The sequence below is a fragment of the Mesorhizobium sp. M1348 genome, from assembly GCF_040317925.1.
In the GTDB taxonomy this organism is placed as follows: domain Bacteria; phylum Pseudomonadota; class Alphaproteobacteria; order Rhizobiales; family Rhizobiaceae; genus Mesorhizobium.
In genome coordinates this window covers 106,741-130,387 of record NZ_JAMYLH010000006.1, presented here as the reverse complement: position 1 = coordinate 130,387, position 23,647 = coordinate 106,741, and the positions used below count along the sequence as shown (strand labels likewise).

Genomic DNA, 23,647 nt, shown 5'->3' with positions numbered 1-23,647 from the left:
GGTCACCGGCCGGAAAGCAAACCGTTGGCAGGCGGATCCTGCCGCGTCCTGATGTTGACAAGCGCGATTGAAGCTTGAACATTTCTGGACGTAAGCACTGTCTGGAGGGGTTTATGGCAATGCGCGCGGCTCGTGGTCTATCGATTCTTTTCCTTCTGTTTTTCGCCTGGAGCGGGGTCGCGCAAGCGGCCGAAGCCCGGCGGGTGATGACATCGGACAATTCCGACTATTTTGGTTTCGATCTCAGATCCGACCAGAATGTCAGCCTCGACCAGTGCAAGACCACCTGCCTCGGCGACCCGGCCTGCCGCGCCTTCACCTACAACCTCAAGGCCAAATGGTGCTTCCTTAAATCCGATTACAATTCATTGAAACCCTTCGGCGGCGCCGTCGCCGGCAAGGTCGTCAACATCGATGGCGATCCCGACATCGGCGCGCCACCCGAGCTCGCCTTCTTCCCCAACTGGATGGCCGACCAGGCCCAGCAATACCGCAACAAGCTCACTGGCCCGACCTACACCAAGCCGACCGAGGGGCTGACGGCGCTGAGGGCGGCCGCCGAACAGTCGGCGCTGACGGGCGATCATCGCTCGGCCATGCACAAATACGAGGCGGCGGTTTCGGTGTTACCTGATGATGGCCAGCTCTGGCTCGAGCTGGCGCGCGAAACGCTTGCCGTCCATCCGACCGCCAACAGTTCGGAGCCATCGACGCTGCCGGCGAACGCCACTTCCGCCGCCTTCAACGCCTACAAATTGCTGCGTACCACCAAGACGCGCGCCGACGTGCTGGCGCTGCTCGGGGACGGCCTTGATCGCCGCGATCTCTACAGGCCGGCCCTGCAGGCCTACGAGGCGAGCCTCGCTTTGGTCAATTCGCCGGCAGTCAGGGCCGCCTATCAGGATCTCAAGGCCCGCAAGGGCTTCCGCGTCATCGATCATACCGTCGATGCCGACACCAGCGCGCCACGCATCTGCGCGCAGTTCTCCGAGGAGCTGGTCAAGACCGGCGTCGACTACTCGCAATTCGTTACCGTCGACAACGCCGCTCCCAAGGGCGTCGAAGCCAAGGACAAGCAGATCTGCGTCGAAGGGCTCGAGCACGGCCAACATTATGACGTGACCTTCCGCGCCGGCCTGCCGGCCGCCATTGGCGAGGTCACCGCGGCACCGGTGGTTTTGTCGATCTATGTGCAGGACCGCGCGCCTTCGGCTCGCTTCACCGGCGACAGCTTCGTGCTGCCCGCCGGCGCACGCCGCGGCATACCGGTCGTCACCGTCAACATGAATGCCGCCGAAATGAAGCTCTTCCGCATCGGCGACCGCTCGCTGGCCCAGCTTCTGTCGGGATATCAGTTCCTGCGCCAACTTGACGGCTACGACATTTCGAACATCTCCGAACAGATGGGCGAGCCGGTCTGGCAAGGCCAGCTCGAAATCGCCAACGACCTCAACAAGGAAGTCACCACCTCCTTCCCCATCGACGAGGCGTTGCCGAAGCGCAAGCCCGGCGTCTATGTGCTGACCGCACAAGCCGTCAACGATCGCAGCGACGACTATGATTCGCACGCCACGCAGTGGTTCGTCGTCTCCGATATCGGCCTGTCGACCTATACCGGACAGGATGGGCTGAACGTCTTTGCGCGTTCGCTCGCAACCGCCAAGCCGATTGCCGGCGCCGAGCTGACGCTGCTGGCCAGGAACAACGAAGTCCTTGGCACCGCGACTACCGACGCGGAAGGGCGGGCGGTGTTTAATCCCGGCCTGACGCGCGGCGACAGCGGCATGGCGCCGGCCGTGCTGATGGCCAAACAGGGCGGCGACGATTTCGTCTTCCTCGATATGGGCCGCGCCGGCTTCGACCTGTCCGACCGTGGCGTCGCCGGACGGCCGGCGCCTGGCGCGCTCGACGTCTATGCCTGGACCGAGCGCGGCATCTACCGCGCCGGCGAGGACGTCCATGTCGCGGCTCTTGCCCGCGACAGTGCCGCCAAGGCGGTCGAGAACCTGCCGCTGACCTTCATCTTCTCGCGGCCCGACGGCGTCGAGGACCGCCGCATCGTCAGCGACGGCGCATCGGCCGGCGGTCACGCGGTCGACCTGCCGCTGGAACCCAACGCCATGCGCGGCACCTGGACGGTGGCGATCCATACCGATCCCAAGCAGGCGGCGGTCGCCAGCCAGATGTTCCTGGTCGAGGACTTCGTACCGGATCGCATCGAGTTCGACCTGTCCTCCGACAAGCAGGAGATCGCCCAGGGCGAGACCGCCAACATTACCGTCGACGGCCGCTTTCTCTATGGCGCGCCGGCCGCGGGCCTGGCGCTCGAAGGCGAATTGACGCTGTCGACCGGCCGCGACTGGGACCGCTTCAAGGGCTATTCCTTCGGTCTGGCTGACGAACAGTCGGCAGAACCGACGGTGACGCCCTTCACCGGCCTGCCGGTGGTCGGCGAGGACGGCAAGGCGACCTTCCCGGTTTCCGTCGATCAATTGCCGTCGACCACCAAGCTGGTCGATGCAAAGGTCACGGTCAGGATGCGCGAAACCGGCGGCCGTGCGATCGAGCGCTCGCTGAACATCGGCATCCGCCCGCAGGGCCACATGATCGGCATCCGCCCGGATTTCGACGACGACGAGGTGCCGCAGGGCGGCACGGCCAAGTTCAGCCTGATCGCCGTCGACCCAGACGGCAAGCGTGAGGCGCTGAAGGGCGCGCAGTGGTCGCTGGTCAAGGTCGAGCGCAGCTACCAGTGGTACCGCTCGAGCAACTCCTGGAACTATGAGCCGGTCACCTTCACCAAGGCGGTGGCCAACGGCCAGGTCGACCTGAGCGCCGATGGCGAGGCTACCATGTCGCTGCCGGTCGACTGGGGCCGCTACCGGCTCGAGATCGAGACAGCCGATCCGGAAGGCCCGGCCACCAGCTACGAGTTCGACGCCGGCTGGTATGTCAGTTCCACCACCACCGAAACGCCCGACGGGCTCGAGATCGCCCTCGACAAGGATACCTATGCGGCGGGTGAAGTGGCCAAGCTCAAAGTGTCGCCGCACTTTGCCGGCGAGCTGCTCGTCACCATCGGCGCCGACAAGCTCCTGAAGACCGTAACCGCCAGCGTGCCGGCAGGCGGCAGCACCGTCGACATCCCGGTCGGCGACGACTGGGGCGCCGGCGCCTACGTCACGGCAACGCTGTTCAGGCCGGGCGATGCGCAAGAGACACGCATGCCGGCCCGCGCCATCGGCGTCAAATGGCTGAAGCTCGATCCCGGCTCGCGTAAGCTTGCCGTCACCTTGGCGCCGCCGGACAAGACCATGCCGCGCCAGCAGCTGTCGATCCCGGTCGCCGTCGCCGGCGTGCAGCCCGGCACCAACGCCTATGTCATGGTCGCGGCCGTCGACGTCGGCATCCTCAACCTGACCAACTACAAGGTACCGGATCCGGAGAACTGGTTCTTCGGGCAGCGCATGCTCGGTCTTGAGGTTCGCGACATCTATGGCCGGCTGATCGACGGCTCGCTGGGCACGACCGGCAAGCTGCGCACCGGCGGCGACGGCGCCAACATGCAGTCCCAAGGCAGTCCGCCGACCGAAAAGCTGGTCGCCTTCTTCTCCGGCCCGGTTCAGCTCGATGCCGACGGCAAGGCGCGGATCGACTTCGACATTCCGCAGTTCAACGGCACCGTGCGCGTCATGGCCGTCGCCTGGACCAAGGAGGCGGTCGGCCATGCCCAGTCCGATGTCATCGTGCGCGATCCGGTGGTGATCACCGCCGGCCTGCCGCGCTTCCTGGCGCCCGGCGATTCCGCCGTCATGCGGCTCGACGTCGCCGACACCGACGGCCCCGCTGGCGACTACAAGCTGACCATCGACACGACGGGCGACCTGTCTACCGGCAGTGCCGCCTTGCCTGAAAAGCTGACGCTGGCCAAAGGCAAGCGGCAGACACTGACCGTGCCGTTGATTGCGCAGACCGCGGGCAACGCCTCAATCACCGTCAAGCTTGCGCATGCCGACGGCACCGCCGTCGAGCAGACGCTCTATGTGCCGGTGCGCCCGGCGCAACTGCCGGTGACCACCCGCATGGTCGTCGACCTCAAGGGCAATGGCGGCGCGCTGCGCGTCGACAAGGAACTGCTGGCGGCAAGCCTGCTCGATGGCGCTTCGGTCAGCGTCGGCGTTTCGCAGGCGGCTGCCTTCGATGTGCCGTCACTGCTGATGACGCTCGACCGCTATCCTTATGGTTGCGCCGAACAGACCACCAGCCGCGCCATGCCGCTTCTCTACGTCAACGAGATGGCTTCCGGTATCGGCATGGCCAGCGACCCCGATCTGCATGGCCGCGTCCAGGACGCCATCTACAAGGTGCTGAGCTACCAGGCCTCGGCCGGCAGCTTCGGCCTATGGGGTCCGGGTTCCGGCGATCTGTGGCTCGACGCCTATGTCACCGATTTCCTGACCCGGGCGCGCGAGCAGAAGTACGACGTACCGGCCCTGGCAATGAACCAGGCGCTGAGTAATCTGCAGAACGCGATCGGCTACGATCAGGACGTCCAGGATCGCGGCAGCGAGATCGCCTATGCGCTCTATGTGCTTGCCCGCAACAAGAAGGCTTCGGTCGGCGATCTGCGTTATTATGCCGACACCCAGCTCGAAGCCTTTACCAGCCCGATGGCCGTCGCCCAATTGGCGGCGTCTCTCGCGCTCTACGGTGACACGCAGCGCTCGGAGGCAACCTTCCAGGCCGCGCTGCAACTGGCCAAGTCGACGCCCGAATATGACTATTACCGGTCCGACTATGGCTCGCCACTGCGTGACGGCGCGGCGATCCTGGCGCTTGCCGCGGAAAGCAAGCCGGTGCCGACCATTGTGCCGGCGCTGATCCAACTGGTGACCAGGGAACGCGCCGACGCCAGGTGGACCAGCACGCAGGACGAGTCCTGGATGCTGCTGGCGGCCCGCGCGCTGAAGGCCGGCAATGATTCGATCGCGCTGACCGTCAACGGCGCACCGCACGCCGGCGGTTATTCGGACCAGATCGCCGGCAGCGACCTGGCCGACAGTCCGCTGACCATCGTTAATACCGGCAGAAATCCGCTGCAGGCGGTCGTCACCACTGTGGCCTCGCCGATCCAGCCTCTGCCGGCCGGCGGCAACGGCTTTACCATCGGCCGTACCTACTACAAGCTCGACGGCACAGGGGCCAACGTGACGGAGGTCAAGCAGAACGAACGCTATGTCGTCGTGCTCAAGGTTTACGAGCAGAACACTTGGCCTTCGCGGCTGCTGATCACCGACCTGTTGCCGGCCGGCTTCGAGATCGACAATCCGGGCCTGGTCTCCAGCGCCCAATTGACGAACTTCTCCTGGCTGGCGCAGACCGATGCCGCCCATCTCGAATTCCGCGACGACCGTTTCGTCGCGGCGTTCAATCCGAACGACGGCGACGGCGACCGCAATATCACGCTCGCCTACGTCGTGCGCGCAGTGACGCCGGGCACCTACGCCCACCCGGCAGCAACGATCGAGGACATGTACCGGCCGCAATATTCGGCCCGCACCGCCACCGGCATGATGGAGGTCAAGGCGCCGTAACGATGGAGAGGGACGCAAACTGGTTGGTTGTAGCTAACGACGTGATGCGGCGCCGCCCCTCACCCTTACCCTCTCCCCGTGAAGGACGGGGAGAGGGGGTCGCCAGCGTTGCGGACAAGCCCCTTCTCCCCGTCCTTCACGGGGAGAAGGTGCCGGCAGGCGGATGAGGGGCGGCGCCATGCTCTCCAGAAAATTCCTGCGCCGAGCGGCCATCACGGGCATTTCCTTCGCCGGTCTCGCTGCAATCACCGCCGCCGCCCTCTGGCAGCTCGACCGCGCTTTTCCGCCGCCGCTGCCAGCTGCGCTGACGGTCTCGACCGAGGTGCATGACCGAGACGGCCAGCTGCTGCGCGCCTCCGCTACGCCGGATGGCTATTGGCGGCTCGCTACCAGCCTGGACCAGGTCGACAAGCAGTTCGTCGACATGCTGGTCACTTATGAGGACAAGCGCTTCTGGGATCATCAAGGCGTCGACGTGCTGGCACTGGCGCGTGCCGCCGGCCAGTTCGCGACCAGCGGCCATATCGTCTCCGGCGGTTCGACGCTATCGATGCAGCTCGCCCGGCTGATCGAACCGCGCGACAGCCGCAGCCTCGGCTCGAAGATCAAGCAGATGCTGCGCGCCGTCCAGATCGAACGGCGGCTTTCCAAGCGCGAGATCCTCGAACGCTATCTGACGCTGGCGCCCTATGGCGGCAATCTCGAAGGTGTGCGCGCCGCTTCGCTTGCCTATTTCGGCAAGGAGCCGAAACGGCTGACGGTCTCGGAGGCGGCCCTGCTCGTCGCTTTGCCGCAATTGCCGGAAAAGCGGCGCCCTGACCGCAACCTCGACGTCGCCCATGCGGCCCGCGACCGCGTGCTGACCCGCATGGTCTCGGCAGGCCTGCTCGGCGAACGCGAGGCCGCGCGAGCGGCGCTCGACGATGTGTCGGGGCTGCGGCGCACCTTGCCGGCACTCGCCGCCCATGCGGCCTATGCAATGCTGTCCAAGGCCATCCCCGGCCAGAAGCTGCAACTGACGATCCGCAAGAGTGTCCAGGAAGGGCTGGAGCAGGTGGCCAAGGACGCCGCCGCCAGGCTCGGCCCTCGCCTCTCGGTGGCCATGGTACTGGCCGATGCCCGTACCGGCGATATCCTTGGTGAGGTCGGCTCTGCCGATTTCTTCGATGCCAGCCGTTCGGGCTGGATCGACATGACCAAGGTCGTTCGCTCGCCTGGCTCGACGCTGAAGCCGTTCATCTACGGCCTCGCCTTCGAACAAGGCCTGGTGGCGCAGGAGACGCTGATCGAGGACAGCCCCGCCGATTTCTCCGGGTATCGGCCGAAAAACTTCGACATGGGCTATCAGGGCGATGTCAGCATCAGGCAGGCGCTGCAATTGTCGCTCAACGTCCCGGCGATCCGCGTGCTCGACGCGGTTGGCCCGGCCCGGCTGATGGCGCGCTTTCGCCAGGCCGATGTGACCCCTATCTTGCCCATCAACGAAGCGCCCGGCCTGGCGATCGGCCTCGGCGGCGTCGGGGTGACCCTGCGCGACCTGGTTCAACTGTATGCCGGCCTTGCCAATGGCGGCAAGGCACACACGCTGCATGACGGCACCGAGCCGGCGAACGCCGAACGCTCGACCACCACCATCCTCGACGGGCAGGCGAATTGGCAGATCACCGACATCCTGTCAGGCGTCAAGCCGCCCCAGGGTGCCGCCCAACGCGGCATCGCCTACAAGACCGGCACCTCCTACGGCTATCGCGACGCCTGGTCGGTCGGCTTCGACGGCCGCTACGTGCTCGGCGTCTGGGTCGGCCGCCCGGATGCCGGCGCGGTGCCTGGCCTGTCCGGCTACGTCTCGGCCGCGCCCATCCTGTTCGAAGGCTTTGTCCGTTCCGGTTTGGCCGCAGTGCCGCTGCCAAGCCAGCCGGCCGGTGTCCGGCGGCCAAAGCGCGAGGAGCTACCGGTGACGCTGACGCGCTTCGGCGCCGGCACCGATGGGCTGGTGCAGGCGACGCCGACCGAACCTGCGCCAACCATCATCTTTCCGCCCGACGGCGCCCGCGTCGATCTCGGCACTTCCTCGGCCGATGCCTCGCCGCTGGTGCTCAAGCTGCAGGGCGGCCGCGCACCATTCCGCTGGCTGGCCAACGGCAAGCCGCTGGTCGGCATTGACAGGCGGCGCACCGCGACCTGGCAGCCGGACGGCGCCGGCTATTCGACCCTGACCGTGATCGACGCGGCGGGACGCGCGGCCAGTGTGAAGGTTTTCGTCGAGTGAAAGTTTCCCTTGAATAGATTCTGGCAGGTGATTCAGGGGATTGGGTTTTACGTCTTGCTTTCGGCCGCCGGTATTTCCTCGGCCTCTGCTGACACCCTCCCCGCCGGCTTTGTTCGGCTGGCCGACATCGATCCCAGTATCCGGCAGGATATCCGCTATGCCGGCCTCGAAAATTTCCTGCATCGCAAGGTAAGCGGCTACGATGCGCCGGCATGTGTCCTCACCAGGCAAGCGGCGCAAGCGCTTTCGGGAGTGCAGAAAGCGATTGCTGCCGAAGGGCTGACGTTGGTCGTGTTCGACTGCTATCGCCCTGCGCGGGCTGTCTCCGACATGGGTGAATGGACAAAAACGGGCGGACCACCGGACCCGCAATGGTACCCAAAGGTCAAGCGCAAGGATCTCATCGCCAAGGGTTATATCGGCGAACTGTCCACCCATTCGCGCGGATCGACGGTTGATGTCGCGATCGCGCGAGCCGACCGCAAGAGCGCTCCGAAACCGGCCTGCGGCGCGACGAATGCCGACACGCTCGACTTCGGCACCGGTTTCGACTGTTTCGATCCGGCGAGCGAAACGGCTCATAGGCCGCTCGCCAGTGAAGCGGCGGCAAACCGCAAAAAACTTGTCGAGGCGATGCGCGCCGGCGGCTTCAAGAATTACGCCCGCGAATGGTGGCACTTCACGCTGGAAAACGAGCCGTTTCCAAGAGAGCGCTTCAACTTTCCCGTTACCGCCGAATAGCCGGCCGAAACCTTCGGACGCGACGCAGCCATTGCCGAAGAGCTAGCCGTCTCTAGATAATCGCGTCGGGAGCGCGATCATGGTCCATGCGGGGAAAATAGTTTCTCGCATCGCCGAAAGTAGGCGAAAAATTGCTTCAATAGGCCAAAAAAGGCAACATTGAATGCATCTAAATTCTATCAATTCGGTAGATTTGGCGCGAGTTCAACGGAGGCGGAAATGACCAAACCTCATTTCAGGAAACTGCTCGGCGCACTGGTCGCCACGTCTGTCCAGTTCGGCACGCTCGGTTTCGCGTTTGCCGACACCACCATTCTCAACGTGTCCTATGATCCGACGCGAGAGCTCTACAAGCAATTCGACGAGGCCTTCATTGCCCACTGGAAGGCCGAGACAGGCGAGACGGTCACCGTCCAGCAGTCGCATGGCGGATCCGGCGCGCAGGCGCGCGCCGTGATCGACGGGCTCGATGCCGACGTGGTGACGCTGGCGCTCGAAGGCGATATCAACGCCATTGTCTCGAAAGCGAAGAGGATCAATCCCGACTGGCGGACGAAATTCGAAAACAATTCGGCGCCCTACACCTCGACCATCATCTTCCTCGTCCGCAAGGGAAACCCCAAGGGCATCCATGACTGGGGCGATCTGGTCAAGGACGACGTCCAGGTGATCACGCCGAATCCCAAGACCTCCGGTGGCGCGCGCTGGAACTATCTCGCCGCCTGGGCCTACGCCAGCGCCAAGGATGGCGGCGACGAGGCCAAGACCAAGGAATTCGTCGGCAATCTCTACGCGCATGTCCCGGTTCTCGACACGGGTGCGCGCGGCGCCACCGTGACATTCGCGCAAAAAGGGCTGGGCGACGTGCTGCTCGCCTGGGAAAACGAGGCCTATCTGGCGCTCGCCGAGTTCGGCGCCGACAATTTCGATATCGTCTACCCGCCGACCTCGATCCTGGCCGAGCCGCCGGTCGCCGTGGTCGACGCCAATGTCGACGCCAAAGGCACGCGGAAAGTTGCCGAAGCCTATCTGAGCTATCTCTATTCCAAGGAAGGCCAGACGATCATCGCCAAGAACCATTATCGCCCTTCGAAGCCCGACCTGGTACCGGCGGAGGACCTGGCCAAGCTGCCTGAGATCAAGCTGATCACCATCGACGACCCGCTTTTTGGCGGCTGGAAGAAGGCACAGCCTTATCATTTCGGCGATGGTGGTATATTCGACCAGATCTACAAGCCGGCCCAGTAGCATTTAGATCAGGACGACATGACCACAGCACCCGCCAAGGCGGGGTGGCGATTCAGGCAGCCGAGCGTCATTCCGGGTTTCGGATTGACGCTCGGCTTCTCGCTTGCCTACCTCACCCTCATCATCCTCATTCCCCTGTCCGGGCTGATCTGGCGCTCGGCGGCGCTCGGCTGGACCGACTTCTGGGCGATCGTCACCGATCGCCGCACCATCAACGCGCTTGAAATAAGCTTCGGCACCGCCTTCATTGCCGCCGCCGTCAACGTCGTCTTCGGCACGATCGTGGCCTGGGTGCTGGTGCGCTACAGCTTTCCCGGCCGCCGCATCGTCGATGCCATGGTCGACCTGCCCTTCGCGCTGCCGACGGCGGTCGCCGGCATCGCGCTGACAACGCTTTACGCACCGAACGGCTGGATCGGAAGCCTGCTGACGCCGCTCGGCATCAAGGTCGCCTACACGCCGCTCGGCATCGTCATCGCGCTGGTCTTCATCGGCCTGCCCTTCGTCGTACGCACCGTGCAGCCGATCATGGAGGAGATCGACAAGGAGGTAGAGGAAGTGGCCGCCACGCTCGGCGCCAATCGCTTCCAGATCATCAGCCGCGTTCTGCTACCCGGACTGGCGCCTGCCATCGTCACCGGTTTCGCGCTGGCCTTCGCGCGCGGTGTCGGCGAGTACGGTTCCGTCATCTTTATCGCCGGCAACCTGCCCTTCAAATCCGAGATCGCACCACTTCTGATCGTCATCCGGCTGGAGGAATATAATTACGCGGCGGCGACCGCGATCGCGGCGATCATGCTGGCGCTGTCCTTCGTCATGCTGCTGGTCATCAACCTGGTGCAGACCTGGAGCCGCAAGCGCTATGGCTGACCCGGAGATCAAATCCTACGCGCTGCACCACGAGAGCCAGTCGCCGGCGGTGACTGAAAGCCCCACGGCGAGAACCGTGCTGATGATCGTGACCTTTGCCTTCCTCGGCATTTTCCTGCTCCTGCCGCTGATCATCGTCTTCAAGGAAGCTTTCGCCAAAGGTATCGAGGCTTACACACAGGCGCTGGGCGAACCGGACACGCGCTCGGCGATCCGCCTGACGCTTCTGGTCGCGGCGATCTCGGTGCCGCTCAACATCGTCTTCGGTATTTCCGCCGCCTGGGCGATCGCCAAGTTCGAGTTCAAGGGCAAGGCGTTTCTGACCACACTAATCGACCTGCCGTTTTCGGTCTCGCCGGTCATTTCCGGCCTGGTCTATGTGCTTCTGTTCGGGGCGCAAGGCCTGCTCGGCGCCTGGCTCAAGGCGCATGGCATTGTCATCCTGTTTGCCGTGCCGGGCATCGTGCTGGCCACGATCTTCGTCACCTTCCCCTTCGTCGCCCGCGAATTGATCCCGCTGATGCAGGAACAGGGCAATGGCGACGAGGAGGCAGCCCTGTCGCTCGGGGCCAATGGCTGGCAGGCGTTCTGGTACGTGACGTTGCCCAACGTCAAATGGGGATTGCTCTACGGCGTGCTGTTGTGCAATGCCCGCGCGATGGGCGAGTTCGGCGCGGTCTCGGTGGTGTCGGGCCACATACGCGGGCTGACGAACACCATGCCACTGCATGTCGAAATCCTTTATAACGAGTACAATGCCGCCGCCGCCTTTGCCGTCGCTTCGCTGCTTGCCGGCCTGGCGCTCGTCACGCTGGTCTTGAAAACACTTCTCGAGATGCGCTACGGCGCCGAGATCGCCGCGACGCGCGGACACTGACAAAATGCATGTCGCCCAAAAGTGGGAACCGGTTTTGGGATAACGACATGCATCAACCACAAAAGGGATTTGCATGGAAGTTCGCGTTGCCAACGTGCGCAAGGAGTTTGAGCGGTTTCCGGCCCTCCACGACGTTTCGCTTGACATCAGGTCCGGTGAGTTGATCGCGTTGCTGGGGCCATCCGGTTCCGGCAAGACGACGCTGCTCAGGCTGATTGCCGGGTTGGAGCGGCCGACCCGCGGAAAGATCTTCTTCGGCGAAGAGGATGCTTCGCAAAAGTCGATCCAGGAGCGCAATGTCGGCTTCGTCTTCCAGCACTACGCGCTGTTTCGCCATATGACGGTCGCCGACAATATCGGCTTCGGACTCAAGGTCCGGCACGGGCCGTCACGCCCGTCGGCGAAGGAAATCCGCCGCCGCGCCTCGGAACTCCTCAACCTCGTTCAGCTTTCCGGTCTGGAAAAACGCTATCCGGCGCAACTTTCGGGCGGCCAGCGCCAGCGCGTGGCGCTAGCCCGCGCCATGGCGATCGAGCCAGCCGTGCTTTTGCTCGACGAGCCGTTCGGCGCGCTCGACGCGCAGGTGCGCCGCGAGCTGCGCCGCTGGCTGCGTGACATCCACGACGCCACCGGCCATACCACGGTCTTCGTCACCCATGACCAGGAAGAGGCGCTGGAGCTTGCCGACCGCGTCGTGGTGATGAGCCAGGGCCGCATCGAGCAGGTCGGCACCGCCGACGAAATCTACGACACGCCGAACTCGCCCTTCGTCTACGGCTTCATCGGCGAATCGAGCTCGCTTCCGGTCAAGGTCGAGGACGGCCAGGTCTGGATCGCCGACCGGCCGATCGGGCTTTCCGCGCCACACGCACCGCAAGGCGAAGCGACGCTGTTCTTCCGCCCACACGACGTCGATCTTGTGGAAGAATGCAACGGCTGCATCGCCGGCACGGTCGCCGCCAGCCGCCGCGTCGCCGGCACCAGGCGGGTCGAGCTCGAAATCGGCGGCGAACGACAGCGGGTCGAGATCGAATTGCCCGTCGACCATCCGGCGGCGCAGAAAAGTCGAGTGGCTTTTCGGCCGCGGCGCTGGAAGCTTTTTCCGGCTGCTTAGCTACAAGGCAATTGTGGATCCGTACTGCGGTCGCGCTTTCATGCAGAGCGACATTGCCTTCAACGCGCCTTTAGCGAAAGCACCAGGGTCATCGGATTCTTCGGGGAAGCCGAAAAGCCGTAGTGCTCATAGAAAGCTTTCGCTTCAGCCGATATGGCATGAACAAAAATGCCGCGAATCCCGAGGATCGTCGCGGCGTGACCGGTGCGCAGAACGGCGTCTTGCAACAGCGCTGAGCCTAGTCCCTTCCCTTGCCAGCTTGCGTCCACGGCGAGACGCCCGAGTACGACCATCGGAACAGGGTCTGGCATATTGCGGCGAATGGCGCCTGGAGCTTCCGCAAGATCAAGCCCACCCGAGGAGAGACAGTAGTAGCTGACAACGCGCACGCCTTCCGTCACGACATACGCACGCGAGGCGCCGCTGATCTGGTTGATCCGCGCCCTGCGACGAAGCCATTGATCCAGGTTCTCGGTCCCGCATTGGAAAAGTTCGAGATCGTGGCTGTCGGCAAGGGGCGTGGGCGCCGAAAGCATCAGTCCTGCCAGGGCTTGGGCGCATTCATCAGGCGTGCAAAACCTTCACCACTCGGTGGCGCATCAAGAATGCCGAGGTAATGCTGGTAACTCTCGGGATCGACCTTGATCAGCGCTTGGTCGAGCAGCGTGTCTTCGGCCGCGCGGTAGGCGGCATCGATCATAAACTCGGAACGGGTTTTCCCGCGCATTTTCGCGGCGCGATCAATCAGAACACGCACATCCTCTCGGATGCGGAGATTGACAGGCTTGGCATGGGTCTCTGGTGTAGTCTTTGTCATGAGGGCTCCTCTCTCCTACCTGTAGCACATTCGCATACACAATGTGTATCTATTTCGCAGCCTGACCAGAGAAGTGTGGAAACGACCGGGGGCGGCAGAACGCGTCGAAATGCGGCCGCTTGGAAGAAAATTCCAGTAATGGGCCATTTCAGCAATACTTTTCTCGCAGCCAGGCCATAGATCCGACCGGCATGCCTCGTCGCGTCGAGCACTGCCCGACTATTCTTCGGCATTCCATTCGATGTACGGTGTTTCAAGGAGCCCTGTTTTTATGAAGCGATTTTTGCTTGGCGTCGCCACGTTGGCCGGCCTGTTCCTCGCATCCTCCCAAGCCTGGTCGGCCGACAAATTGCTGAACGCTTCTTACGATGTCGGCCGCGAACTGTTTGCACAGGTCAACAAGGCGTTCGTCGCCGCGCACCCAGGCGTCACCATCGATCAGTCGCATGCCGGGACGTCTGCGCAGGCACGCGCCATTGCCGAAGGCCTCGGCGCCGACGTGGTCACGTTCAACCAGGTCATCGACATCGACTTCCTGGTCAAGAAGGGCCTCATCTCCGCCGACTGGCAGAAGGACTTTCCGGACAACGCCTCGCCCTTCTATTCGCTGCCGTCCTTCCTGGTGCGCGCCGGCAATCCGAAGCACATCAAGGATTGGAACGATCTCGTGCGCGACGACGTCCAGGTGATCTTCCCCAATCCGAAAACATCGGGCAATGCGCGCTACACCTACCTCGCGGCCACCGCCTACGCCAAGGAAGCCTTCAAGGGCGACGATGCCAAGGTGAAGGAGTTTGTGACAAAGCTGTTTAACAACGTGCCGGTCTTCGACAGCGGCGGACGCGCTGCGACCACCACTTTCGTGCAGCGCGAGATCGGCGACGTGCTGATCACCTTCGAGTCGGAAACGCGCGGCGTCCGCAAGGAATATGGCGACGACAAATTCGAGCAGGTGACGCCTTCGGTCAGTCTGTTGGCGGAATTTCCGGTGGCGATCGTCGACACGGTCGCCGACGAGCATGGCACACGCGATCTCGCCAAGACCTATCTCGACTTCCTCTATACGCCGGAGGGCCAGGACATCGCCGCCCGCAACGGCCTGCGGGCCCGCGACCCGGCGGTCGCCGCCAAATACAAGGCTGAGTTTCCCGATGTCCGCCTGCTGACGGTGGAGGACGTCTTCGGCGGCTGGGCCAAGGTCCAGGCCGAGCATTTTGCAGCGGGCGGCCTGCTCGACCAGACTTACGGCAGTCGCTGACGTCGCCAACCTCGCGAACTGATTGAAAGCCGGCGTTTGCCGGCTTTCTTCATTTGCCCGCCGAAATTGCAGCTTCCGCCCGTTCCGACCGCCCGCCCGCCAAAACGTTACGAAGAATCAACGCGTTTGCGCGCAATATGTCGTCGGACGGCCTGTCTGCGCGAACGGCATCGCGCGGCCAAACCGTCATTATTTGCACACAAACAGCCGCCAGATGCGGGTGGTTGGGGCTTTATGGGTTGACTCGGGCATGCTTACCAAAAAAGGCAAATACGGCCTCAAGGCCCTCGTGCATCTGTCAGGCCTGCCGGTCGGCCAGCTCGCATTCGTCAACGACATTGCGGTCGCCAACAACATCCCCAAGAAATTTCTGGATGCCATCCTGGGCGAGTTGCGCAACGCCGGCTTCGTCCAGAGCCGCAAGGGCAAGGAAGGCGGCTATCGCCTCGCCCGGCCGGCCTCCGAGATCAAGATCGGCCATGTCGTGCGCGTCCTCGATGGGCCGCTGGCGCCGATCCCTTGCGCCAGCCGCACGCAATACCAGCGCTGTGAGGATTGCGACGAGGCGACCTGCCAGGTCCGGCACATGATGCTGGAGGTCCGTCAGGCAATCGCCGAGGTGCTCGACAACCGCAGCCTCGCGGCCATGCGCGACGCCGACAATGACGATTTCCCGGTCGAGCTGACGTCGCAGATCTAGAGCAATTCCAGGAAAAGTGAGAAACGGTTTTCCCGGGAAAAGCGCGTAGCGCTTTCCCTAGGGAATTGCGCAAAAACAACAGATAGAGCGGTTCGGCGTTTCGATGAAACGATGAACCGCTTTAGCGCGCGAGCAGGCTCAAGGCCGTCGCGACAGTGTCGGCGGTCGGACGCGTGCCATCCAAGGTTATCGCCGCCTCGTCCGCCGCTGGCGCCTCGAGCGTGGCGAACTGGCTGTCGACCAGGCTTGCCGGCATGAAATGACCCTTGCGATTGCCGACGCGCTGTTTTGCCGTTGCCGGGTCGATCTCCAAATAGACGAAAACGATATCCGGGCAAAAGCCGCGCAGGCGATCGCGATAGCTGCGCTTCAGCGCCGAGCAGGCGGCGACCACACCTTGCCCGCTTGCGACCGATGCTGCCATGCGCTGGCCGATCGCGTCGAGCCAGCCCTCGCGCAGCGCGTCGGTAAGTGGCTGCCCGCTCGCCATGCGCGCGACGTTTTCGGGCGGATGCAGCCTGTCGCCTTCGATAAAGAGGGCGCCTAATGCTGCTGCAAGCGCTTCGCCGATGACCGACTTGCCGCAGCCGGCAACGCCCATCACCACGATGGCAGGCATCGTTCGAACAGTGCTCGCCGGCTTATATGCCACGTCTTTCCCGGTCATGCAGGTCAGCGGCTTGCCGGCGCGCGGCCATAGAGCAGCAGCATGGCGACGATAACGACGCCGTAGATGATCTGCCGCCCCGCCTCCGGCATCTGCATGACAGAGAGAATGGATTGCAAGAGGGTGATCAGGATTACCCCGGCGACGGTGCCGAGATAGGAGCCGCGCCCGCCGAGGATCGAGGTGCCGCCGAGCACCACGGCGGCGATCGACGGCAGCAGATAGGCATCGCCCATCGATTGTGCCGCCTTGGAGGCATAGCCGGCCAACAGCACGCCGCCGAAGGCCGAGAGCCCGCCCGAAACCGCAAAGGCGATCATCACTACGCGCCTTGTATCGATGCCGGAAAGATAGGCGGCACGCTCGCGATTGCCGATGCCGTAGACGGTGCGGCCGAAGCCGGTGCGGGTCAGCACGAACACCATTGCGGCGCCGATCAATGACCAGATGAGAACTGCGTTGGGCACGCCAGGAACGGCAAAGCCGGTCGCCAGATAGCGCATCGCACCGGTCGCCGAATCCTGCGGCGAGAAACCGCCGGTGTAGACCACCATCAGCCCCTGCGCGACGGCGTTGGTGGCAAGCGTGATGATCATCGAGGGAATGCGCAGATAGGCGACGCCGATGCCGTTGACGATGCCGATCAGAACACCGCAGAAGATGCCGAACGGAATGGCAAGCGCCACGCCGACCGGGCCGTATGCGGCCGCGGCACAGGCCATCATCGCGCCGGCCGCCACCGACCAGGGTACCGACAGGTCGATCTGGCCGAGCAGGATGACCAGCATCATGCCGGTGGCGATGACGCCGAGAAACGACGCCACCTTGAGCTGCTGCAAAAGGTATTCAGGCGACAGGAAGCTGCGCGAATAGAGGCTGCCGAGGAACAGCAGCAGCACGATACAGGCGAACGCCGTCAGCACCGCCGGATCGGCGCGGCGGAGGAATTTCGGCATGCGGCCGGCGAGACCACTTACAGTCGTTTCGCTCACAAGAACCACTCCAGCCGGTTGCGGACCCGAAACAGGGCGAAGGCGCCGAGGCTGACCGCGATCAGCAGGATGACGCCCTGGAACAGGGGCTGCCAGAGCGGATCGAAATCGAAGACGAACAGCAGGTCGCCGATGGTGCGGAAGGCAAGCGCGCCGAAGATCGCGCCGATGGCGCTGCCCTTGCCGCCGAACAGCGACACGCCGCCGAGCACGACCGCGGCGATCGAAAACAGCGTATAGGCGTTGCCGCTGGCATAGGCCGCATCGCCGGTATAGGTGAAGAACGTCAGGAACAGTCCGCCGATCGCGGCAAGCAGCCCGGCAAGCGCATAGGCGGCGAACTTTCCGCGCCGGATCGGCACGCCGGACATGTAGGCCGCCATCTCCGAGGAGCCGGCTGCATAAGCGGCGCGGCCGAGCACCGACCGGCTGAACGGCACCCAGACCACGAGCACGACCGCCAGCAGCGTCACCAGGCTCGCCGGCACAATACCAAACAGGCGCCCGGTCAGCGCATCGGCGAGCCCCTCATTGACCGAGCCGCCCGGAAACGGCCGCAGCAGCAGCGCGATGCCGAAATAGACCGCGCCGGTGGCGATGGTGGCGACGATCGGCTGCAGGCGTCCATAGATGACGATGGCGCCGTTGATTGCCCCGCACAGCAGCCCGGTGCCGAGCACGGCGATGACGCCGAAGGCGGTCTCGATGCCGGTGCCGACGACCAGCCACGACGCCAGGCAGTTGGTCAGCGTGAAGATCATGCCGACCGAAAGATCGATGCCGGCGGTGATGACCACCAGCGTCTGCGCCATGGCGACGAAGGCGAGCAGCACGCCCTTGTTCGAGGCCGTCTGTACGACATTGGCGGTGAAGCCCGCTGGATGGTTCGAGGTGTAGATGACGAACATGACGATGAAGATGCCGAACGCCAGGAGCGTTCCGCGCTGTTCGGCAAGCCAGTAGCGCCAATCCTTCACGCGTCCGCTCCTTGCCTTGGCATCTCTTCGTGAATGTTGAGCGCGCTGGCGATCAAGGCCCGCTCGGTGATTTCGGCGCCGACCAGTTCACGCTTGACCGCGCCGTCATAGAGCACCAGCACCCGGTCGCAGCAGCCGATCAGCTCGTCATAATCGGTCGAATAGAACAGGATTGCCGCGCCCTGGTCGGCAAGCTTGCGCATCAGCTGGTAAAGCTCCTGCTTGGTCCCGACATCGATGCCGCGCGTCGGATCGTTGAGCAGGATGATCCGCGGCTGCCGCATCAGCCATTTGGCGATGACGACCTTCTGCTGGTTGCCGCCGGACAGTGCGCCGACCGGAATGTCGAGCCCGGCCGTCTTGATGGCCAGAAGGCCGACCATGTCGTCGATCAGCCGTTGCTCGGCGGCGCGATCGATGATGCCGGCCCTGGACAGCCGGTCGAGGGCGGCGAAGGAGAGGTTTTCGCGCACCGTCATCGGCAGCATCAGCCCCTCGGTCTTGCGGTCCTCCGGGATCAGCGCCATGCCGATCCGGTCATCGCGCGCCGCGGCCGGGCTGGCGATCGCCACCGGCCTGCCGTCGATCAGGATCTGCCCTGACAGGCCGCGCAGCACACCGAAGAAGGCGAGCAGCAATTCGCGCTGGCCCTGGCCGTCGAGACCGCCGAGGCCGACCACCTCGCCCGCCCCGACCGATAGCGAGACATCGTGCAGCCGATCCGTCCATGACAGGCTGCGCGCCTCCAGAACCGGCGTGGCTGCAGCAGCCGCCCGCGCGGGCTTGGGCGGAAAGATGTGGCTGTATTCGCGCCCGATCATCAGTTCGACGACCTCGTTGTCGCTCTTGGTGCCGGCAGCATAGCTGGCGACATTGCGGCCGTTGCGGAACACCGTGCACTGGTCTGCCAGCTCGGCGATCTCGTTCATGCGGTGCGAGATGTAGAGCAGCGCCAGCCCTTCCGAACGCAGCCGCTTCAACACGGCGAAAACCCTGGCGACGTCGGCGGCGGTCAGCGCCGAGGTCGCCTCGTCGAGGATCAGGATGCGTGGCTTGCGCGCCAGTGCCTTGGCGATCTCGACCATCTGCCTTCTCGAAAGTGGAAGATCCTTGACCAGCGCCAGCGGATGGATATCGGAGGCGCCGGCGCGAGCAAGGGCCTCTTCGGCGATGCGGCGCTGCGCCTTGCGGTCGATCATGCCGAAACGCTTCGGCGGATCGGAAATGACTATGTTGTCGGCAACGCTGAGTTCGGGGACGAGCGACAGTTCCTGGAAGATGCAGACAATGCCGGCCTGGTTGGCAGCGGCCGGCGAAGCGAAGCTCACTTCGTTTCCGTCCAGCATCATGCGGCCCTCGTCGGACGCGACGACCCCCGCCATGACCTTGATCAGCGTCGATTTGCCGGCGCCGTTCTCGCCGAGAATGGCGTGGATGCTGCCTGGAGTGACCGACAGCTCGGCCTTCTCCAGCGCCCGCACGCCGCCATAGCGCTTGGATATGCCTTCCATGCGGAAGAGCGGAACCGCACCGTCCATCGGCCCTCCCCAGGCGCTTGGCAATCAGGATGTCGAGCGCCGACGCCGCGGAATTTCCCGCGGCGTCGGGCTATCGGAGTTTACTGGTTTTCCTTGCTCTGGCCCATGATTTCCTGCGCCGTGAAATTGATCCCGCAGGTCGGGAAGGAATTGCCGACGAAGAAATTGTCGGATTGGTCGGGGAAGAAATCCTGGCCTGCCTTGAAGTTCGGATCCTCGACGATCGCCAGCGGCAGCTTGACCGCTTGCGGCACGACCTGGCCTTCAAGCGCTGCAATCGCCGTCTTGATGGCAACCGCCACCTGAGCCGGGCCGGTGCCGGCCGACGAGCATTTCAGGCCGTCAGCGGCGAATTTGGCGCAGAATTTGCGGAAGCCATTCTCCGTCTCGCCGCCGAACGGCACGAACGGATGCTTGGCATCGATCATCGCCTGCACGATGCCGGTATCGCCGCCCTGTCCGGTAATGCCGTCGAAGGGACCGTTGGTGGCAATGGCATCGGCCGTAGCCTTTTGCGCAACGCCGTCATCCCATTTGCCGACGACCTCGGTGACATCCCATTTCTTGCCGGAAGCGTCGAGAACCTCGTGGATCCCGTTGTGGCGGTCGGTGTCGACGGACGTGCCGGCTACGCCGCGCACTTCCAGCACCTTGCCGCCGTTCGGCACGTGCTTGACCAGCCAGTTGCCCCACAATTCGCCAAGGCCTTTCTGGTCGACATTGACGTTGATGGCATCCTTGGTGTCGAGGATGTTGTCGAAGGCGACCAGCACCACGCCGGCTTCCTTGGCCCGCTTGATGACAGGGCCGAATGCGGTCGGGTTCTGGGCGTTGACGACAATCGCGTCATAGCCGGAATCGATGAAATTGTTGATTGCCGAAATCTGCGCCGGCACGTCCTCCCCGGTCGAGACCACCTTGAATTCCTTGAGCTTGGCCGCGACATCCGGCTGCGCTGCATAGGCCTTCGCCGTCTGCACCATCTGGATGCGCCACGTATTGGCGATGTAGCCGTTGGCCAGAGCGATGCGGTACGGGCCGTCTTTCTTGGGGAACTTGAAGAACTGCGTATCGGCCGACCAGGGCGCGAAGCACTCAGGCTCGGCCGATGGCCCCTTGACGATTTCAGGATCGGCGATTGCCGACGAGCTCAGCATGACAAAAGCAGTGGCGGCAACGATACCGCCAACGAGTGACTTGATCATCGATATTCCTCCCAGTTGCAGTTTTGTTTGTTCTTACGCCGATGAATTTGCGCATTACCGGCCCGGCACCTCCCGCCGTACCCGTTGCGCGTTCAGGTGGCCGAACGCCGACCCGATCCCCTCCTTTGTTGCCCGGCTAGTCCCGCAAAAACTATCATATTATACATAATAAACAAGCGTGAGCTGTCGCTTATGTATAATAAACAGCCTCCCATCTTCGGGGCGAAGTACCGCCCGGCGGTAAGTGGTAGCGCTACCATGACGTTGTGTAAAGCACCATTGCGTTGAAGCACGCTTCAGCGCGCCGTGCTTTCACGTCGCTTGAGTTCGAAGCCAAGGTCGACGACCCGCTGCTCCGGCCTGTTGCCCTCGATAGCCGCAAGCGCCATGGCGACCGCCCGCCGGCCGATCTCGTAACGGTAGGTCCGAACGCTGGTGACCGACGGAAAGGCCACCTCCATCATGTCCAGATCATTGAAGCCGACGATGCCGATCGTCTTCGGCACGGCGATCGAAGCGCGATGGCATTCGAACAGCACGCCGAGGGCGATATCGTCATTGTTGCAGAACACCGCGTCGAGGCTCGGCAACTTGGCCAGCGCGTCGCGGAACAATTCGCGGCCGAGGGTGACGCTGGAGGGCACCGGCGTCGTGGTGGTAAGCCGCGCGTCGAACAGGCCGGCCGCCTCCATCGCCGCGCGATAGCCGGCAAGCCGCCGCTGCGAACGCGGATCCATGCGCGCGCCGATGAAGCCGATCCGGCGATAGCCTGCCTCGATCAGATGTTCCGCAGCCGCCTTGCCGCCCTGGAAATGTGAGAACCCGACCATCATGTCGACCGGATCGGGCCCGGTCTCCATCACCTGCACCACCGGACAGCCTGCCGCTTCCAGCAGTTTTCGCGACGCCGGCGTCTGGTCGATGCCGGCCACGATCAGCGCCGCCGGGCGTTGCGGCCCAAACACCTGCAGCAGCCGCTCTTCCTCGAGGCCGGAATAGTGGGTGTTTCCGAGCTGGATGCGGAAGGGGCCGTTCGACAGGCTGTCGTAGATGCCGCGCACCACTTCGGCAAAGACGTTGTTGGTAAGCGACGGCACCAGGACGCCAAAGACCTCGGCGCGCGCCGAAGCCAGCGCCCGCGCATTCGGGTCGGGCACATAGCCGAGCTCATTCACGGCGGACTCGATCTGGCGGCGCAGATCTTCCGAGACACGCCCCGGCTCGCGCAAGGCGCGCGAGACGGTAATGGCGCCGACGCCGGCCTTGCGCGCGACATCGGCGATGGTCGGGCGGCCGCCGCCGCGGCGCGAGCGCGGCTTGATCACCGTACTGGTCCCGACACCGGGCAACCGCCCAGACGCGACCGTGAAACGATGTTCAGCGTTTTTGCCACTGCTGCCATGCCAACCTGGCCCGTTGCCACACCTTGTCTGGCGTCGCGCAGCCTTCGGCTATTGTCAAGCGACGGCCGGGAGAGACTGTACCCGTACCGCCGTGCTTCAGGCCGTCACGGCAGCGCTGCTCCGGGCCTTCCACAGCAGCAGCACCATGGCCGAAATGTTCAGCAGGTTCCAGGCGATGCCGTTGAGGAACGCGGCGGCATAGGAACCGGTCAAATCGTAGATCCAGCCCGACATCCAGCCACCGATCGCCATGCCGAAGATGGTCGCCATCATGACGATGCCGACGCGCTGGCCAGCCTCCTTGGCTGGCATATATTCGCGCACGATGATCGCATAACAGGGGACGATGCCGCCTTGCGACAGGCCGAAGACCAGCGAGACGACATAGAGCGAGGCAAGCCCGTCGAACGGGATATAGAACAACAGCGACAGGCATTGCAGCACCGAGCCGATCAGCAGGGTTTTCACGCCACCGATGCGATCGGCAAGGAAGCCCGAGCCTAGCCGGCTGACGACGCCCGCCGCCAGCATGATCGACAGCATATCGGCGCCATGTGCCACACCGTAGCCGAGATCCATGCAGTAGGCGACGATATGGACTTGCGGCATCGACATCGCCACGCAGCAGCCGAGCCCGGCGACGATGAGCAGCGCCTGCAAGGCCGCCGGCGACAGTGAGATCGGCTGGACCACGCGGCTGCCCGGCGATCCCGGAGCCGCCTGGGGCGGTGCGCCGCGCCGGAGCAGCAGGATCAAGGGCACCATGGTGACCAGGCAGACGACGCCGATCGCGGCATAGGTGAAGCGCCAGCCTTCGGTCTGCATGACATAGGGCATCGCCGTCGGCCAGATCGCTCCGCCGAGATAGTTGCCGGATGCGGCAGCCGTCACCGCGACGCCGCGGCGCCGGTTGAACCAGTGCGAGATATCGGCGATCAAAGGGCCGAAGATCGCCGACGAGCCGACGCCGATCAACAGGCCCTGGACGAGGGTGAACTGCAGGATCGAACTGGTCAGCGACGCCAGCAGGAAACCGGCGCCAAGTGTAATCGCGGCAATCAGCGCCGGAACCCAGTACCCAATGCGGTCGATGGCGCGGCCGAACAGCACATTGCCGGCGGCAAAGCCGACCATGGTCGCGGTGTAGGGCATCGAGGCAGCGGCGCGATCGACGCCGAATTCTGCCTGCACGGCAGGCAGCACCACGACCACCGCCCACATGCCGACCCCGCCGATCGTTGCCAGCAGCATCGAGATGCCCAGCCGTATCCAGGCATAGGCACTGTCGATGCCGGAACTTCCTGCCTGGCTTGAGACGATTGGGGTCAAGAGCGTTTCCTGTCCGCAGTTCTTGAATCGGCGGTTCTGACCACTATC

At 63.9% G+C, this 23,647-nt stretch carries 18 protein-coding genes; 9 read left to right on the top strand and 9 right to left on the bottom strand.

Features of this window, described 5'->3' with window-relative positions:
* The first annotated feature begins 113 nt into the window (after nt 1-113).
* The 7 genes from NKH13_RS13160 (at nt 114) to NKH13_RS13130 (ending at nt 12,713) form a co-directional block, all read left to right on the top strand.
* On the top strand, nt 114-5,594 hold the full coding sequence (locus NKH13_RS13160) for an alpha-2-macroglobulin family protein (protein WP_352912714.1): 5,481 nt from the start codon (nt 114-116) through the stop codon (nt 5,592-5,594).
* A gap of 178 nt (nt 5,595-5,772) precedes the next feature.
* Entirely contained in the window at nt 5,773-7,863 is a 2,091-nt protein-coding gene (gene pbpC / locus NKH13_RS13155) for a penicillin-binding protein 1C (protein ID WP_352912713.1), read from the top strand.
* 9 nt (nt 7,864-7,872) lie between these two features.
* Nucleotides 7,873-8,604 carry a M15 family metallopeptidase gene (locus NKH13_RS13150; RefSeq protein WP_352912712.1) on the top strand — a complete coding sequence of 244 codons (732 nt, stop codon included), beginning with the start codon at nt 7,873-7,875 and terminating at the stop codon, nt 8,602-8,604.
* Between the two features lie 219 nt (nt 8,605-8,823).
* Complete coding sequence (locus NKH13_RS13145) at nt 8,824-9,852, top strand: sulfate ABC transporter substrate-binding protein (protein WP_352912711.1); 1,029 nt, start codon at nt 8,824-8,826, stop codon at nt 9,850-9,852.
* An 18-nt stretch (nt 9,853-9,870) separates the two neighbouring features.
* The gene (gene cysT, locus NKH13_RS13140; RefSeq protein ID WP_352665961.1) at nt 9,871-10,722 is read left to right on the top strand and encodes a sulfate ABC transporter permease subunit CysT; all 852 of its coding nucleotides are present in this window, start codon (nt 9,871-9,873) and stop codon (nt 10,720-10,722) included.
* The gene (gene cysW, locus NKH13_RS13135; RefSeq protein WP_352912710.1) at nt 10,715-11,599 is read left to right on the top strand and encodes a sulfate ABC transporter permease subunit CysW; all 885 of its coding nucleotides are present in this window, start codon (nt 10,715-10,717) and stop codon (nt 11,597-11,599) included. Before cysT ends, cysW begins: the two co-directional genes overlap by 8 nt.
* Before the next feature lie 73 nt (nt 11,600-11,672).
* Nucleotides 11,673-12,713, top strand: coding sequence for a sulfate/molybdate ABC transporter ATP-binding protein (locus NKH13_RS13130; RefSeq protein ID WP_352716926.1), 1,041 nt, complete (start codon nt 11,673-11,675; stop codon nt 12,711-12,713).
* 59 nt (nt 12,714-12,772) lie between these two features.
* Here the strand turns inward: NKH13_RS13130 and NKH13_RS13125 are convergent, their stop codons facing one another.
* Nucleotides 12,773-13,249, bottom strand: coding sequence for a GNAT family N-acetyltransferase (locus NKH13_RS13125; RefSeq protein ID WP_352912709.1), 477 nt, complete (start codon nt 13,247-13,249; stop codon nt 12,773-12,775).
* A complete protein-coding gene (locus tag NKH13_RS13120; RefSeq protein ID WP_352465242.1) occupies nt 13,249-13,530 on the bottom strand; it encodes a type II toxin-antitoxin system TacA family antitoxin in 282 nt (93 codons plus the stop codon). The genes NKH13_RS13125 and NKH13_RS13120 overlap by 1 nt, the downstream gene beginning before the upstream one ends.
* Nucleotides 13,531-13,801: 271 nt before the next feature.
* Here NKH13_RS13120 and NKH13_RS13115 point away from each other — a divergent pair, with 271 nt between their 5' ends.
* Together NKH13_RS13115 and NKH13_RS13110 are read left to right on the top strand one after the other, a co-directional pair.
* Nucleotides 13,802-14,788, top strand: coding sequence for a sulfate ABC transporter substrate-binding protein (locus NKH13_RS13115; protein WP_352912708.1), 987 nt, complete (start codon nt 13,802-13,804; stop codon nt 14,786-14,788).
* 250 nt (nt 14,789-15,038) lie between these two features.
* The gene (locus NKH13_RS13110) at nt 15,039-15,488 is read left to right on the top strand and encodes an RrF2 family transcriptional regulator (RefSeq protein ID WP_006202816.1); all 450 of its coding nucleotides are present in this window, start codon (nt 15,039-15,041) and stop codon (nt 15,486-15,488) included.
* A 121-nt stretch (nt 15,489-15,609) separates the two neighbouring features.
* On the opposite strand, the gene NKH13_RS13105 is transcribed toward NKH13_RS13110, so the two are convergent.
* From NKH13_RS13105 to NKH13_RS13075, 7 genes are all read right to left on the bottom strand, one after another.
* Nucleotides 15,610-16,107, bottom strand: coding sequence for a gluconokinase (locus NKH13_RS13105; protein ID WP_352912707.1), 498 nt, complete (start codon nt 16,105-16,107; stop codon nt 15,610-15,612).
* A gap of 53 nt (nt 16,108-16,160) precedes the next feature.
* Nucleotides 16,161-17,147, bottom strand: a complete 987-nt coding sequence (locus NKH13_RS13100; RefSeq protein WP_352912706.1) for an ABC transporter permease — start codon at nt 17,145-17,147, stop codon at nt 16,161-16,163.
* Entirely contained in the window at nt 17,144-18,124 is a 981-nt protein-coding gene (locus NKH13_RS13095) for an ABC transporter permease (protein WP_292658929.1), read from the bottom strand. Before NKH13_RS13095 ends, NKH13_RS13100 begins: the two co-directional genes overlap by 4 nt.
* Nucleotides 18,121-19,662 (bottom strand): sugar ABC transporter ATP-binding protein, encoded by a 1,542-nt coding sequence (locus NKH13_RS13090; RefSeq protein ID WP_352912705.1) that lies wholly within the window; start codon nt 19,660-19,662, stop codon nt 18,121-18,123. Before NKH13_RS13090 ends, NKH13_RS13095 begins: the two co-directional genes overlap by 4 nt.
* Nucleotides 19,663-19,742: 80 nt before the next feature.
* Nucleotides 19,743-20,867 (bottom strand): sugar ABC transporter substrate-binding protein, encoded by a 1,125-nt coding sequence (locus NKH13_RS13085; protein WP_352716936.1) that lies wholly within the window; start codon nt 20,865-20,867, stop codon nt 19,743-19,745.
* 296 nt (nt 20,868-21,163) lie between these two features.
* Nucleotides 21,164-22,192: an HTH-type transcriptional regulator GntR gene (gntR, locus tag NKH13_RS13080; RefSeq protein ID WP_352716938.1), complete on the bottom strand. Its 1,029-nt coding sequence runs from the start codon at nt 22,190-22,192 to the stop codon at nt 21,164-21,166.
* Nucleotides 22,193-22,366: 174 nt separating this feature from the next.
* Nucleotides 22,367-23,599 carry an MFS transporter gene (locus NKH13_RS13075; protein WP_352912704.1) on the bottom strand — a complete coding sequence of 411 codons (1,233 nt, stop codon included), beginning with the start codon at nt 23,597-23,599 and terminating at the stop codon, nt 22,367-22,369.
* Nucleotides 23,600-23,647: the final 48 nt, after the last annotated feature.